This is a genomic window from Streptomyces odontotermitis (assembly GCF_050510915.1).
In the GTDB taxonomy this organism is placed as follows: Bacteria; Actinomycetota; Actinomycetes; order Streptomycetales; family Streptomycetaceae; genus Streptomyces.
The window spans coordinates 78,614-93,941 of sequence record NZ_JBNJLS010000002.1 but is presented as its reverse complement, the minus strand read 5'-3'; the positions used below and the strand labels follow the sequence as shown (position 1 = coordinate 93,941).

General features: G+C 72.3%; 11 protein-coding genes. 8 read left to right on the top strand and 3 right to left on the bottom strand.

What is annotated here, in order from left to right:
• The first annotated feature begins 3 nt into the window (after window positions 1-3).
• Both ACQB60_RS06580 and ACQB60_RS06575 read left to right on the top strand, forming a co-directional pair.
• Window positions 4-2,178 (top strand): 3-hydroxyacyl-CoA dehydrogenase NAD-binding domain-containing protein, encoded by a 2,175-nt coding sequence (locus ACQB60_RS06580; protein WP_496924869.1) that lies wholly within the window; start codon window positions 4-6, stop codon window positions 2,176-2,178.
• Between the two features lie 77 nt (window positions 2,179-2,255).
• Window positions 2,256-3,032, top strand: a complete 777-nt coding sequence (locus ACQB60_RS06575; protein WP_496924868.1) for a hypothetical protein — start codon at window positions 2,256-2,258, stop codon at window positions 3,030-3,032.
• Window positions 3,033-3,056: 24 nt separating this feature from the next.
• Here ACQB60_RS06575 and ACQB60_RS06570 read toward each other — a convergent pair whose 3' ends face one another.
• On the bottom strand, window positions 3,057-3,785 hold the full coding sequence (locus ACQB60_RS06570) for a MerR family transcriptional regulator (protein ID WP_496924867.1): 729 nt from the start codon (window positions 3,783-3,785) through the stop codon (window positions 3,057-3,059).
• A gap of 307 nt (window positions 3,786-4,092) precedes the next feature.
• On the opposite strand from ACQB60_RS06570, the gene ACQB60_RS06565 reads away from it, so the two are divergent.
• The 3 genes from ACQB60_RS06565 (at window position 4,093) to ACQB60_RS06555 (ending at window position 8,080) form a co-directional block, all read left to right on the top strand.
• Window positions 4,093-5,904: an AMP-dependent synthetase/ligase gene (locus ACQB60_RS06565; RefSeq protein WP_496924866.1), complete on the top strand. Its 1,812-nt coding sequence runs from the start codon at window positions 4,093-4,095 to the stop codon at window positions 5,902-5,904.
• Window positions 5,905-6,087: 183 nt separating this feature from the next.
• Window positions 6,088-7,548, top strand: coding sequence for an amino acid permease (locus ACQB60_RS06560; protein ID WP_496924865.1), 1,461 nt, complete (start codon window positions 6,088-6,090; stop codon window positions 7,546-7,548).
• Window positions 7,549-7,603: 55 nt separating this feature from the next.
• Window positions 7,604-8,080, top strand: coding sequence for a macro domain-containing protein (locus tag ACQB60_RS06555; protein WP_496924864.1), 477 nt, complete (start codon window positions 7,604-7,606; stop codon window positions 8,078-8,080).
• Between the two features lie 136 nt (window positions 8,081-8,216).
• Here ACQB60_RS06555 and ACQB60_RS06550 read toward each other — a convergent pair whose 3' ends face one another.
• Window positions 8,217-9,482: a Cmx/CmrA family chloramphenicol efflux MFS transporter gene (locus ACQB60_RS06550; RefSeq protein ID WP_496924863.1), complete on the bottom strand. Its 1,266-nt coding sequence runs from the start codon at window positions 9,480-9,482 to the stop codon at window positions 8,217-8,219.
• 322 nt (window positions 9,483-9,804) lie between these two features.
• Here ACQB60_RS06550 and ACQB60_RS06545 point away from each other — a divergent pair, with 322 nt between their 5' ends.
• The 3 genes from ACQB60_RS06545 (at window position 9,805) to ACQB60_RS06535 (ending at window position 12,796) form a co-directional block, all read left to right on the top strand.
• On the top strand, window positions 9,805-10,242 hold the full coding sequence (locus ACQB60_RS06545; RefSeq protein WP_496924862.1) for a hypothetical protein: 438 nt from the start codon (window positions 9,805-9,807) through the stop codon (window positions 10,240-10,242).
• A gap of 165 nt (window positions 10,243-10,407) precedes the next feature.
• On the top strand, window positions 10,408-11,286 hold the full coding sequence (locus ACQB60_RS06540; protein ID WP_496924861.1) for an oxygenase MpaB family protein: 879 nt from the start codon (window positions 10,408-10,410) through the stop codon (window positions 11,284-11,286).
• 178 nt (window positions 11,287-11,464) lie between these two features.
• Complete coding sequence (locus ACQB60_RS06535) at window positions 11,465-12,796, top strand: PP2C family protein-serine/threonine phosphatase (RefSeq protein ID WP_496924860.1); 1,332 nt, start codon at window positions 11,465-11,467, stop codon at window positions 12,794-12,796.
• A 58-nt stretch (window positions 12,797-12,854) separates the two neighbouring features.
• On the opposite strand, the gene ACQB60_RS06530 is transcribed toward ACQB60_RS06535, so the two are convergent.
• On the bottom strand, window positions 12,855-15,092 hold the full coding sequence (locus ACQB60_RS06530; protein ID WP_496924859.1) for an ATP-binding protein: 2,238 nt from the start codon (window positions 15,090-15,092) through the stop codon (window positions 12,855-12,857).
• Window positions 15,093-15,328 lie beyond the last annotated feature (236 nt).

Here is a 15,328-nt window from a genome sequence, read left to right as displayed (position 1 = left end):
GCAATGACCGAGAGCACGACCATCCGCTGGGAACAGGACGAGACCGGCGTCGTCACCCTCGTCCTGGACGACCCCAACCAGTCCGCGAACACCATGAACCAGGCGTTCAAGGAGTCCCTCACCGCGGTCGCCGACCGCCTCGAGGCCGAGAAGGACGGCGTCCGGGGCGTCATCTTCACCTCCGCCAAGAAGACCTTCTTCGCGGGCGGCGACCTGCGCGACCTCATCGCCGTCACCCCCGAGACCGCTCAGCTCGCCTTCGAGGCGGGCCAGGGCATCAAGCGCGACCTGCGCCGCATCGAGACCCTCGGCAAGCCCGTCGTCGCCGCCATCAACGGAGCGGCCCTGGGCGGCGGTTACGAGATCGCGCTCGCCTGCCACCACCGCGTCGCCCTCGACGGCTCCAAGACCAAGATCGGCCTGCCCGAGGTCACCCTCGGCCTGCTCCCCGCGGGCGGCGGCGTCACCCGCACCGTGCGCCTCATGGGCATCGCCGACGCCCTCCTGAAGGTGCTGCTCCAGGGCACCCAGTACAACCCGCAGCGCGCCCTGCAGAACGGCCTCATCCACGAAGTGGCCGCCGACCGCGACGAGCTGCTGGCCAAGGCCCGTGCCTTCATCGACGCCAACCCCGAGTCGGCGCAGCCCTGGGACAGGCCCGGCTACAAGATCCCCGGCGGCACCCCGTCGAACCCGAAGTTCGCCGCGAACCTGCCCGCCTTCCCGGCCAACCTCAAGAAGCAGCTGAACGGCGCCCCGTACCCGGCCCCGCGCAACATCCTCGCGGCGGCCGTCGAGGGCTCCCAGGTCGACTTCGAGACCGCCCAGACCATCGAGGCCCGCTACTTCGTGGAGCTGGCCGCCGGGCAGATCTCGAAGAACATGATCCAGGCGTTCTTCTTCGACCTCCAGGCCGTCAACTCCGGCGCCAACCGCCCGGGGGGCATCGAGCCGCGCCAGGTCCGCAAGGTCGCCGTCCTCGGCGCCGGGATGATGGGCGCGGGCATCGCCTACTCGTGCGCCCGCGCGGGCATCGACGTCGTCCTCAAGGACGTCTCCCAGGAGGCCGCCGACAAGGGCAAGGGCTACTCGGTCAAGCTCTGCGAGAAGGCCGTCCAGCGGGGCCGCACCAGCCAGGAGAAGGCGGACGCGCTGCTCGCCCGCATCACGCCCACCGCGGACCCGCAGGGCGTCGCGGGCTGTGACGCGGTGATCGAGGCGGTCTTCGAGGACCCCGCGCTCAAGCACAAGGTGTTCCAGGAGATCCAGGACATCATCGAGCCGGACGCGCTGCTGTGCTCCAACACCTCGACGCTGCCGATCACTTCGCTGGCCGAGGGCGTGGCCCGGCCGGTCGACTTCATCGGCCTGCACTTCTTCTCGCCCGTCGACAAGATGCCGCTCGTCGAGATCATCAAGGGGGAGCAGACCGGCGCCGAGGCCCTGGCCCGCGCCTTCGACCTGGTCCGCCAGATCAACAAGACCCCGATCGTCGTGAACGACTCGCGCGGCTTCTTCACCTCGCGCGTCATCGGCCACTTCATCAACGAGGGCGTCGCGATGGTCGGCGAGGGCATCGAGCCCGCCTCGGTCGAGCAGGCGGCGGGCCAGGCGGGCTACCCCGCGAAGGTCCTCTCCCTGATGGATGAGCTGACCCTCACCCTGCCCCGCAAGATCCGCAACGAGTCGAAGCGCGCCATCGAGGAGGCGGGCGGCACCTGGCCGTCGCACCCGGCCGAGGGCGTCATCGACCGCATGATCGACGACTTCGAGCGGACCGGGCGCAGCGGGGGAGCGGGCTTCTACGACTACGACGAGAACGGCAAGCGCGCCGGTCTCTGGCCGGGCCTGCGCGAGCACTTCACCAAGCCCGGGTACGAGATCCCCTTCCGCGACATGCAGGAGCGGATGCTGTTCTCGGAGGCGCTCGACACGGTCCGCCTCTTCGAGGAGGGCGTCCTCACCTCGGTCGCCGACGCCAACATCGGCTCCATCTTCGGCATCGGCTTCCCCGGCTGGACCGGCGGCGTCGTGCAGTACATGAACGGCTACGAAGGCGGGCTGCCCGGATTCGTCGCCCGCGCGCGGGAGCTCGCCGCGACGTACGGAGAGCGGTTCGCACCGCCCGCGCTGCTGGTCGAGAAGGCCGAGCGCGGGGAGAAGTTCAGCGACGCGTGAGGAGCGTGTGACGAACACCCGGTAACCCCGGCCGACCGTGCGGCTGCCCCCTTTCACCGTCGTATCCTGCGCAAGCCATGATCACGACAAACGAAGGGGCCGCAGTGCGGTTCACACATCGGGGGACGGCGCGCGCTGCGCGAGGACTCGGCATCGGAGTCCTCGCGCTGTCGCTCGCCCTCACGGGTTGCGCGGGCAAGAAGAACAAGAAGAGCAAGAAGCGGAAGTCGTCCTCCTCGCACTCCCGCACCATCGGCGGGACGACCGGCGGGTCCGCCGCCAACCACCGCAAGAAGGGCGGCGGTTCGCTCGCCGGGGCCCGGAGCGCCCAGGCGGTCCTGCCGCCCGCGACGGCCATGCCGGCCGCGCTGCGCACGGTCACCACGGAGCCGCACAGCCGCGCCAAGGCGCCGACCCTGTGCAAGGACCCCGGCGGCAAGTGCAAGAACGCCGTGGCCAACGGCGCCGCCGGGTACAGCACCAACGACAAGGCGCAGGGCGCGAGTTACGACGTGATCGTGTACCGCGACGCGCGGTCCGCGCAGCGCGCCTTCACGGCCTGGGAAGCGTACGTCAGCAACAACAAGCGCGAGCTGCGCGAGGTCCTGGACAGCGGATACGGGCAGGACAGCCTCACGTTCGCGTACAAGGACGTGGCGCACAAGGGCACCCAGGAGACGGTGATCCTCGACGACAAGTACATCGGCACCCTGACCCAACGCGGCCGGCACGACCCGGTGGGCGGCGTGCGGCCCCTCCTGGCGGACCTCGCCAAGGTGTACGCGCAGCGCCTCGGGCAGGCCGCGCGCGGTGAGACGCCGACGGCCTCCGCCGCCAACGTCAAGGTGGCGTGACCCTGTTGGCCCGACGGGTGTGGCTCAGCTCTCCTTGAGCCACACCCGCAGCTCCTCCTTCAGCGACCGCTGGAAAGCGGTCACCAGTGCCTGCACCACCATCGGCTGCATATGGGCCGAGAGCGAGCGCATCGCCGCCACGTGCTCCGGGTCCGACTCGCGCTCCCGGTAGGGCCCCCACACCTCGTCGCGGAAGAGCCGCGACAGTTCGTGAGCGGCCGAGCGAGTGTGCTCCATGAGGACCGTGCGGGCCGCGAGGATCGTCTCGTGCGCGATCGGCACGTCCAGGAGCTGCACGCCGAGCCGCAGCAGGCCCGGGTCCACGCGGAACGTCTCCGGGGCCTCCGTCCACGCGAGCACCCCCATTGCCGCGAGCCGGTCCAGGTCCTCCTCCGACAGCGCGCGCCCCGCCCTGCGCTCGAGGTCGGGCAGCGCCATGTCCTCGGCCGAGTCGGGGGCCCAGGAGGCCACCACGGCGCGGTGGATGGCGAGGTCGTGGGCGCTCAGGTCGGGCGGCAGCTGTTCCAGATAGCGCTCGATCGCCGCCAGCGTCATGCCCTGGTGCTGGAGCTCCTCTATGAGGGCGAGCCGGGAGAGGTGCTCCTGGCCGTAGTGGCCGACGCGGCGCGGGCCGATCGCCGGAGGGGGCAGCAGGCCCTTCGTGCCGTAGAAGCGGATCGTGCGGACCGTGACGCCCGCGCGCGCGGCCAGCTCGTCGACAGTGAGCGTCGGCTCCTCGGTGTCCGTCGTCATGGCGGCGCATCGCCTCCCCGGTTGTGCACCAATGCGGTGTAACAGTATTGCTGGCACAGCTGAGTTGTGAAACCCTCCGGGACCAGGCGGGTCCGGGGAAGCAGGGGCACATCCCCACGCCGCCCGGCACGCACTCTCGCCGCACCGGCCAAAGGCCCAAGTAGCTCCGCTACAAGGGCCTTCGTCCGGCACGCCGAGAGCACGCACCGAACGACGCGGGAACGCACCCCTGCTTCCCCGGACCCGCCTGTCACACGCTCCGTCACGCACCTGTCACCCCCATCGTCGATGGCACCAGGAGACGGTCATGAGCACGATCCTGCGACTCCCCGGAGACCCCGCCGACCTCACGCTGCCCGCCCTGCTGCTCCGCAACGCCGAGGACCACGGCGACCGCCCCGCCCTCTCCTGGAAGCACGAGGGCGCCGCCGAGTGGACGACCCTCACCTGGCGCGAGGTCCGCCGCAAGGTCGCCGTGCTCGCCGCCGGCTACACCGCGCTCGGCGTCGCACGCGGCGAGCACGTCCTGATGATGATGTCCAACCGCGCCGAGCACTGGCTGAGCGACCTCGCCCTGGTCCACCTCGGCGCCGTGCCCGTCACTGTGTACGGCACCGCGGCGCCCGAACAGGTCGCGCACATCGCCCGGCACAGCCGCGCCCGCTTCGCGATCGTCGAGGGCGCCCGTGAACTGGCGCGCTGGGAGCCGCTGTTGGCGGACGGGACGGTGCCCCTGGAGCGCCTCGTCGTGGCCGAGGCCGCCGAGGCGGGCCCGCACCGCACGTACGGCTCGCTGCACGCGACCGGCGCCCGTCTGTACGACCCGGACGGATTCGAGAAGGGCTGGCGCGAGGCCCGCCCCGAGGACGCGCTCACCGTCGTCTACACCTCGGGCACCACCGGCGACCCCAAGGGCGTGCGCATCACGCACCGCAACGTCCTCCTGAACGCGGTCGCCCTGGACTCCGTCATCGAGCTGCCCGACCACGTCGAGCACATCTGCTACCTGCCGTTCGCGCACATAGCCGAGCGCATGCTGGGCCTCTACCTGTCGGTGTTCCGCGCCGCGCACGTCTACCTGTGCCCGGACCCGGCGGCGGTCGCGGCGACCGTGCGCGAGCTGCACCCGGCGCAGTTCTTCGGTGTCCCGCGCGTGTGGGAGAAGCTCGCCGCCTCCGTGAAGGCCGTGCTCGCGGGCCTCCCCGAGGAGCAGCGCACCGCGATCGAGGCGGCGAACGCCTCGGCACGCGCGCGCGTGGAGTACCGGGAACGGGGCGAGGAGCCGCCCGCCGCGGTCGAGTCCGCGTACCGGGAGGCCAAGGAGAAGGTGCTCGACCCGCTGCTCGCGCTCGCCGGGTTCGACCGGCTCGTGTGGACGTCGAGCGCGTCGGCGCCCATGCCCCTGGACGTGGTGAGGTTCTGGGCGGGCTTCGGCATCACGATCATGGACGCGTGGGGGCTGAGCGAGACGACGGGCGTCGTCACGACGAACTGCCCGTCCGGCTTCCGGCTCGGCTCGGTGGGCCGCCCCCTGGACGGCGTCGAGGTCCGCATCGCCGAGGACGGCGAGATCTTGGTGCGCGGTGCGACGGTCTGCGACGGCTACGTACGCGCCGACGGCACCGTGGACGGCATGGTCGACGCCGACGGCTGGTTCCCGACCGGCGACATCGGGCGGCTCGACGAGGACGGCTACCTCTGGCTCACCGACCGCAAGAAGGAAATGATCGTGACCTCGACGGGCAAGAACGTCTCGCCCGCCCTCGTCGAGAACGCCCTCAAGGAGCACCCCCTCATCGGCCAGGCCCTCGTCCACGGCGACGGCCGCTCCTACCTGGTGGCCCTGCTCGTCCTCGACTCCGAGATGGCCCCCGCGTGGGCCGCCGCGCACGGCGTCACCGGCGACCTGACCGCGAGCGAGGCCGTGCGCGCGGAGGTCGACCGCGCCGTCGAGGCCGCCAACTCCCGCCTCAACCGCACCGAGCAGGTCAAGCGCTACCGCCTGCTCGGCGAGGAGTGGGGCCCCGAGACCGGCGAGCTCACGCCCTCCCTGAAGCTGCGCCGACGGGTCATCAGGGACCGCTACCAGCAGGCGATCGACGACCTGTACACCCCTTGATCAGCGGTTGTACATCCCTTGATCACCATGTGAGAAGTACCGCTATGTGACGTGCGCCACCGCGTAGTGGGTGATCTCTGGGGGAAGGTGTCCAATCGGTCCGCGCCACGTCAGGGGTGTCGCGGACCGGAGCACATCCGGACCCCGGAGCTCTTCCGGGCGACCAGAGAGTAGATCCACCACGTGAGCAAGGAAGCCGTAGACACGGCCGCCGTGGACGCGTCCCGCAACGACGCCTCCCAGGCCCCCGCGGACGCGGGCGACGCCGGATACAGCAAGGACCTCAAGGCCCGTCACGTCAACATGATCGCGATCGGTGGCGCGATCGGCACGGGCCTCTTCCTCGGGGCGGGCGGCCGCCTCAACTCGGCGGGCCCCGCACTCGCCCTCGCGTACCTCGTGTGCGGCATCTTCGCCTTCTTCGTCGTACGCGCCCTCGGCGAGATGGTGCTCTACCGTCCGTCGTCCGGCTCGTTCGTCTCGTACGCGCGCGAGTTCCTCGGCGAGAAGGGCGCCTACTTCGCCGGCTGGATGTACTTCCTCAACTGGTCGACGACCTGCATCGCCGACATCACGGCGATCGCCCTCTACACCCACTACTGGAGCTTCTTCACCGACATACCCCAGTGGGTGCTCGCGCTGATCGCCCTCGCGGTGGTCCTCTCCGTGAACCTCATCTCGGTGAAGTACTTCGGTGAGATGGAGTTCTGGTTCGCGATCATCAAGGTCGCGGCGCTCACCGCCTTCATGATCATCGGCATCTTCCTGCTGAGCACCCAGCACAAGGTGGGCGGCGAGACGCCGGGCCTGAACATGATCACCGACCACGGCGGCTTCCTGCCCAACGGCATGATGCCGGTCGTGATCGTGATGCAGGGCGTCGTCTTCGCGTACGCGTCCCTGGAGCTGGTCGGCGTCGCGGCCGGCGAGACCAAGGACCCGCAGAAGATCGTCCCGCGCGCGGTGAACTCGATCATGTGGCGCGTCGGCCTCTTCTACGTCGGCTCGGTCGTCCTGCTCGCCCTGCTGCTCCCGGGCGCCATGTACTCGGCCGACCAGAGCCCCTTCGTGACGGTGCTCTCCAAGATCGGCGTCCCGGCCGCGGGCGACGTCATGAACTTCGTGGTCCTCACGGCCGCCATGTCCTCGCTCAACTCCGGCCTGTACTCCACCGGCCGCATCCTGCGCTCGATGGCGATGGCGGGCTCGGCGCCCAAGTTCACGGCGAAGATGAACCGCAACCAGGTCCCGTACGGCGGCATCCTGCTCACCGCCTCGATCGGTGTGCTCGGCGTCGGCCTGAACAGCATCGTCCCGGAGAAGGCGTTCGAGATCGTCCTGAACGTGGCCTCGCTCGGCATCATCGGCACCTGGATCACGATCATGGTCTGCCACCTGGCCTTCGTGCGCGCCGCCAAGGCCGGCCGGATCAGCCGCCCGAAGTTCCGCCTGCCCGGCAGCGGGGTCACGGAGTACGTGACGATCGCGTTCCTGCTCGCCGTGCTCGGCCTCATGTGGAAGGACGCGGAGATCGGCCGCAAGACCCTGTTCCTGATCCCGATCGTGGGCGCGGCCCTGGTCGTGGGCTGGTTCGGCGTCCGCAAGCGGGTCGACCGCGAGGCGCAGAGCCTGACGCAGGAGTAGCCATGGGCGACGGCGGGCCGGTCCCGCTGTCAGTGCCTGCCCTTACGGTGGCGTCATGTCGGAGATCACGTATGTCCGGGGTGACGCCACCGCGCCGTTGGGCAAGGGCGTCAAGGTGATCGCCCATGTCTGCAACGACCTGGGAGGCTGGGGAAAGGGCTTCGTGCTCGCCGTCTCCCGCCGCTGGCCGGAGCCGGAGGCCGCCTTCCGCCGCTGGCACAGGGAGCGCGCGAAGAACGACTTCGGCCTGGGCGCGGTCCAGTTCGTCGAGGTGAGCCGCCACATCTGGGTGGCCAACATGGTCGGCCAGCGCGGCATCAAGACCGGCAGCAAGGGCGTCCCCGTGCGGTACGAGGCGATCGACACCGCCCTCACCGCGCTCGCGGACAAGGCGACCGAGCTCGGCGCCTCCGTGCACATGCCGCGCATCGGCTGCGGCCTCGCGGGCGGCAAGTGGTCGAGGGTCGAGCCGCTGATATCCGAGCGCCTTGTCGGGCGGGGGATCGCGGTGACGGTGTACGACTTCGGGTGACCCCCTTGGGTCCCGGGGTCCGGGTCCCGGAACCCGGGTTCCGGGTTCCCGGGGTCCGGGGAGCCGCCCTCGGGGGGGCTATGGGCTAGTCGGCCCCCGATACCCACAAGCCAGCCCCCCCCGACGCACCGCCCCATCAGGACACCCGCGTCACCCCCTGCTCCGCGATCCCGCCCGCGCCCGCCGGGCCCTTCGCCGCCGAACGGCGTCCGACCGCCTCCGCCGCCCCGCCGACCACGACCGCGAGCCCCACGAGGAGCGCGCTGACCCACAGCGGTGCGCGGTGGCCGAGGGACGTGTCGAGGGTCAGGCCGCCGAGGGTGGGGCCGAGGGCGGCGCCCACGTTCAGGGCGGCCGTCGCGAAGCCGCCGGCGAGGGTGGGGGCGTCCGAGCCCGCGTACAGCGCGCGCGTGATGAGCGTCGTGCCGACCGCGAACGAGAGCGTGCCCTGGACCAGGACGAGCACTGCCGCGGCCACGGGGTTTCCCGCTGTGAGCGCGAAGAGCACCCACCCGGTAAGGAGCGCCGTACCGCCCACCGTCAGGACCGCGACCGGCCTGGTGTCCGCGAGCCGCCCGGCGGCCGTGACCCCGAGGAACGACCCCGCGCCGAACAGCGCGAGCACCCCCGGCACCCACGCGTCGCCGAACTCGCTGACGTCCGTGGCCAGCGTCGCCAGATACGTGAACGTGCAGAAGGTCGCGCCGTTGACCAGCGCCCCCAGCAGCAGGGTCACCAGGAGCCGGGGCCGCCGCAGCACGCCGAGCTCGGCCCGGAGGGCAGCGGCTGCCGCGCCCCGCCCGGCACCACCGGACCCCGCCCCGGACGACGTGCCGAACCCGGACCCGGGCACGGAATCCCCGTCCGGCACCGACCGCACGATCGCGACGACCGCCGGAACCGAGACGACGGCCACGGCCCAGAACGCCGACCGCCACCCCCACACCGTGCCGAGCAGCGCGCCCGCGGGCACCCCCGCGACACAGGCGAGCGTGACGCCCCCGAGGAGCACCGACGTGGCGCGTCCCTTGGCGTCCGGGGCGACCATCGAGGTGGCGGCCGCGAGGGCGACGGCCAGGAACCCGGCGTTGGCGAGCGCCCCCACGACCCGCGTGCCCACCAGGACCGCATAGCTCGTGGTGAGGGCGCCGAGGACGTGCACGCACAGGAAGGTGATCAGGAACGCGAGCAGCGCGCGGCGGCGCGGCCAGCTCAGACTCAGGGCCGCCATCAGGGGCGCGCCGACGACCATGCCCACGGCGAACGCCGAGGTCAGCGAACCGGCCGCCGCGACGGACACGTCCAGGTCGGCGGCGATGTCCGGGATGAGCCCGGACAGCATGAACTCGGAGGTGCCTTGGGCGAACACGGCGAGTCCGAGCATGTAGAGAGCGAATGGCACAGCAGAACTCCGCAACCACATCGGGAGAAAGTGAGAGAACCCGTGAGGCGGCGGTCCGGGGCGGAACACGCAGAAAGGGAACAGCGCACCCGCGAGCGCGGGCGGCGACACCGCGAGAGCCACCGGACGGCCGGTGGCTAGCGTCTGTCGGACTCGGGGCTGTTCACGATCAGTACCCTAACGAGGGGCTGCCGAGCCCGTCCACGTATTTCTGGCGGAGCGCCCAACTCCCCATCCCCGTAAGGAATCCCGGCACGGAAACCCCGCACGGTCAGTGACATGTGTGCGTTGCTTCGCGCCGATGAGCGGGTAATGACTCCCCATGCACTTAGTTCCGGCCGACATGGGCCCGGTGAACCCCAGGGTGCAGGACTGGGCCTACGCCTTGCCGCTGCTCGCCCTCTGCTACTTCCTGCTCCGCAAGGTGCTGTGCCGCGCGGAGGGAGCCGAGACGCCCGAACCCTACGAAGCGCCCGAACCCTACGAAGCGCCTGAGGCGTTCGAGACGCCCGAGGTGTACGAGGCGTCCGAAACCACCGGGTCGAGCCGGGAACAGAGCACCGCGCTGCCCGAGCCCGCCCGCGTCGAGGAGCGGCGCGAGCGGGACGCCGTGAGCACCGCCGGACAGGCCCGCGTCGAGGCCGAGCGCGCCTCCGCCGAGGCCGAACTGCGTTGCCAGGTGGCGGAGGTGGCCTCGGAGCTGGCGTCCCGCGCCGTCGACGACCCGCTCCCGGCGGTGGCGCCCCCGCCCGTTCCCTGAGCCCGCACCACCCCCGCCGCCCCCCATCACCTTCGCCGTCCTCGCCGTTCTCGCCATGCTCAGCGTCCTCGCCATGCTTAGCGCCCTCGTCGCCGCCGGGCGGGCCCGGACCGCCGCATACTGGAATCAGGACCACGGCCATCCCCCCCCGACCCCCACGGCGCCATGACCTCTCACGCCGCGTCGCACGACGCCCCCTCGAACCCCGCCCCGCCCCCGCCCGGCGGCATCCTCTGGAGCATCGCGGGCGACGTCCGCATGCTTCTGGCCCTGCCCGCCGCGATGACCCTGCAGGTGGCACACCCGGCGGTCGGCGCCGGGGTGGACGCGTACTCGGTCTTCCGCACCGACCCCTGGGGACGCGGCGAACGCTCGCTGCGATCGCTGGCCCTCTGGGTGTACGGGGGTGAGAGTGCCGCCGAGGAAGGGCGCAGGCTCCGGGTCCTGCACCGCTCCATCCGGGGCACCGACACCCGCGGTCGCCCCTACCGGGCGCTCGACCCCGCCGCGTACGCCTGGGTGCACGCCACCGGCTTCCCCGTCTACCGGCACGCGCAGCGCTACGTCGGCCGGCGGCCCTTCACGCCGGGCGAGGAGCGGCAGTTGTACGCGGAGTGGCTCCAGGTCGGCCGGATCCTCGGCCTTCGGGACCGCGACATGCCGGGCACGGTCGAGGAGTTCTGGCCGTACTACCGCGAGATGCTCGCGCACGAGGTGCGGTCGAACGCCGTGGTCCGCGAGCTGACGAGCCCCGAACCGGCCATCCCCGCACCGGACTTCGGCCCCCGCCCGGTGCGGTGGGCCCTCCGGGCGCTGTGGCCTCTCCTGCTGCCCCCGCTCGCCCGTCTCCGCCGCTTCCTCACGATCGGGCTGCTGCCGCCCGACGCGCGGGAGGCGATCGGTCTGGAGTGGACGGCCCGCCAGGAGCGGGCGCTGCGCCGGTTCGGCCGGGTGGTGCGCGTGGTGGTGCCGCTGTTGCCTGAACGGGCGCGGTACTTGCCGCTCGCGCGGGCGGCCAGGGCGGAACACCGCGCACACCGCTGAGCCGGGCCCCTCACCTCGGAAGTGAAGCTTCCGGACAGCTGCGGTCAGCTTCCGTCACCTTCACGCATCGACGACTGTCGCACCCGGCCGTGCGGGACAGTGGCCGTTCGGCCCGTGGTGTCGCGCCGCGGGCCAGGGGGTGAAGGCCGGACGAGCAACGGTGGGGGAGGCGGGTCGGGTGCCTGCTGCGGGAAAGCGTGCCCTGCTCGCCACCGGCGTTGTTGTTGTCGTTGTTGTTGTCGCTGTGGGTGTTGTGGTGGGTGTGGTCGTGTCGGGGTTCGGCAAGGTCGCGGGTGCGGTCGTGCTGGCGGTGGCCGCCGTGGTCGTCGGGTGCCTCGCGCGGCGCCGCGTCGTGTCGGAATCGGTGCTCTCCCTGATTCCTGTCGGGCTCGTTGTCGTCGGTGTGGGCTTCGCGGGCGGCGCGGTGGTGTTCGGGTTCGGGCTCGTGGTGGGGGCGGTGGTGCTGGCCTTGGCCACGGGCGCCGCTGTCGGGTGCCTGGCGCGGCGCCGTCACATCGGAAGGCGGCCGGTCGACTCCATAGGCGACGCAGAAGCCCGTGACGCAGCAGTGACCGCTGCCCGGGACAGTGCCACGGCCGCGAGCGGCGCCGAAGCAACTGCCGTGGCCGCAGCCGAGGGCACCGCCACCGGCGCCACCGACATCACCGCCGCAGCCGAGGGCACCGCCACCAGCGCCACCGCCGCAGCCCTCGCAGCCGCCGACGTCACCGCCCCAGCCGCACCCGTCCCCCCGGCCCCCCTCGACCTCCACATCGGTCGCCACCGCATCGCCACCCGCTACCTCTCCGCCTCCCCGGACGCCGTGCTCGGCGGTGATCTCTTCGACATCGTCGACTCGCCGTACGGGCTCCGCGTGATCGTCGGGGACGCACGCGGTCATGGGGCCGTGGCGGTCCGGCTCGCGGCGGCCACCGTCGCCGCCTTCCGGACCCTGGCCCCCGGTACGCCACGGCTGCCGGACCTGGCCGCCCGCGTGGACGCCGCGATCGGCAGCCGTCTCGGCGCCGAGGACTTCGTCACCGTCGTCCTCGCCGAGTTCGCCCCCGGCGAGGTGCGCCTGGTCAACTGCGGGCATCCCGCGCCGCTGCGCCTCGGGGCGCGGTTCGAAGCCCTTGAACCGGCGGAGCCCGTACCGCCGTTGGGCCTCCACCCCGTCCCGCGCCAGCAGCGCTACCGCCTCGCGGCCGGCGAGCGGCTGTTGCTCTACACCGATGGGCTCAGCGAGGCGCGCGACGCCCAGGGCGTGATGTTCCCGCTCGACGCCCGCGTCAGGAAGGCGCTCGGCGGACCGCTTCTGCACGACTGCCTCGACGCCCTCCACACCCTCGTCGCGGCCCATACGGCGGGCCCCCTCACCGACGACCTGGCCCTGTTGATCTGCGAGCCGCGTGCGGCACCCGTCGACGTACCGTGCCCGCCGCCCGAGGCGGGCTGCGATCAGGCGTCCGGAGGCGGGAGTTCGTCCGCCCCGCGCCCGTGGGGTCCGTAGAAGGGAAGAGGGAAGTCGGAGAAGGGAAGGCGTAGAGGGGAAGGCGGGGCTGTGGTGATCAGCCTTCCGGTGACGGGAGTTCGGCCCCCCGCGCATACGCCAGTCCCCGGCTCATCCCCAGCGCCGCCCCGTCCCGGAACGCCCGCTCGTACGCGGGATCGCCGAGCGCCTGCCGCGCGCCCTCCTCGCATGCCTGGCGGGCCTGTTGGAAGTGCGGGGACTTGGAGTGCGGGCTGCCGCCGACGCGTTGCCACAGGCTGTCCGCCACGCCCTGGAAGCAGGCCGCCCGTTCCGCCCGGCCGAGGGCCAGGGTCGCCGGGGCGAGGACGTCCAGGATGACCGCGCTCATCAGGGTGTCGCCGAGGACCTGCGGGCCCGCGAGAGCCCGTTCGGCGTGGGCCTGGGCCTGGCCGAAGCGGCCGTTGCCCGCCTCCGCGATCGCGCACAGGTACTGCGCGATCGACGACGCCCACAGGTCGCCCCGCGCCCCGCACTGCTGCCGCACCCGGCTCATCAGCTCGCTCACCGTGTCGAACTCGCCGAGCTGGGCCAGGGCGTAGCCGAGGGTGAGGCGGCCCATCACCCAGAACGGGAACGCGTAGTCCTCGGGTGGCTCGGCCGACCAGCCCTCCAGCGCCGCCACCGTGGCCCGCTGGTCCCCGTACAGCGTCAGCCGGGCCGCCGTCAGCTGCGCGGCGGCCAGCGCGGCACCCGTGCGGTCGCCGGGCCGCGCCATCGCGGCGCATTGCCGGGCCGCCTCCTCCGGAAAGGTCGAGTCCCCCTGGACGTTGGCGAGGTACCCGCGCACCCACACCGCCCGCACCCGGTCCCGCACCGGCCCGGTCTCACCCCGCAGGAAGCCGGGCGACGGGTCGAGGGCCAGGGCCCGGTCCAAGTAGTCGCAGCCCTCCCGCTGCACCCCGCAGCAGAACCAGAAGCACCACAGCGCACCCGCCATCCCCACCGCCGCGGCCGCGTCGCCCCGGGCCAGGTGGAAGTCCAACGCGGCCCGCAGGTTGGCGTGTTCGACGGCCAGACGCCCGTACCACTGCCGTTGCCGGGGGCCGATCCACTCGGCGTCCGCCTCCCGCGCGAGCCGCAGGAACGCCTCCGCGTGGCGGCGCCGCACCCCCGGCTCCTCCCCGAGCCCGGCCAGCCACTGACCTCCGTACTCGCGGATGGTGTCGAGCATCCGGTAGCGGTCGCCCACGCGCGTGACCACCGACTTGTCGACGAGCCCGGCGAGCACCGGTCCCACCTGGTCGGCGCCGAGCGGCCCGCCCGCGCACACCTCGCGCACGAAGGCCGGGTCGAAGCTGCCGGGGAAGACCGCGAGCCGCGCCCACAGCAACCGCTCCAGGGGCGTGCAGAGTTCATGGCTCCAGCCGATGGCGGTGCGCAGCGTCCGGTGCCGGTCGAGCCCGGCGTCCGTACCGGCCACGTCCTCCCCACCCTCTGCACCTGCCGTGTCCTCGCCGTACTGCTGGTCCAGGGTCTCGAAGCGCAGGCGCAGTTCGGCCGCGAGGCGCGTCACCGAGAGCTGGCGCAGCCGCGCCGCCGCCAGTTCCAGGGCCAGCGGGATGCCGTCGAGACGGCGGCACACCTCCTCGGCGGCCGCCATGTCGGCCCCCGCGAAGCGCAGGCCCGGCACCGCGGCCGCGGCCCGCTCCGTGAACAGCTCCAGCGCCTCGCACGGTCCGTCGGTGTCCATCGGCTTGCCCCCGCCCCCGTCCCTGTCCCCGTCCCGGGCCCCGTGTGGGTCCCCGTCCTTGCCCGCGTCCCGGTCCCCGCCATCCGGCACCGTGAGCGGGCGCAGTTCCAGCACCTGTGCCCCGCGCACCGGCAGCGGCTGGCGCGAGGTGCACAGGAGGGTCACCTTCGGTGCCACGGCGGCCAGTTCGGTGACCAGCGACGTGCACGCCTCCACCAGGTGCTCGCAGGTGTCCAGGACGAGCAGCAGCTCCTTGTCCGCGAGCCACTCGGCGAGCACCACCGCCATGGGCCGCACCGTCTGGTCCACGATGCGCAGGGACTCCGACAGGGTGAGGGCGAGCAGCTCGGGGCTGTGCAGCGCCGACAGGTCGGCGAGCCAGACGCCGTCGGGCCAGCGCTCGCGGGCGGCGGCCGCGGCCCGCAGCGCGAGCCGGGTCTTGCCGACACCTCCGGGACCGGTGACCGTGACGACCCGTGCGTCCCGCAACGCCCCGTCCACGACGGTGAGTTCGGGACCACGCCCCACAAAGCTGGTGGTCTCGGCGGGGAGGTTCCCCCTGCTGAGGCCGGATGGTGCAGACATGCTTTCTCCCCGCGGACTGGTCACTCCGCGCGTGGTCACCCACGCGCGCTCAGTGTGACGAGCCCGATGGAGCGGGGGGAGCGGCATCGAGCAATCGGTCAGAAGTGGGCAACGGTGCCCATGATCCGATCAGAAGGGGTTCTGGCCCCGAAGGGCCCCGCACCCGGCGCACACACGCCGGACGCGGGGCCCGCACACCGAGAGCCGAGCGGACTCAGCGGACTCAGCGGACTCAG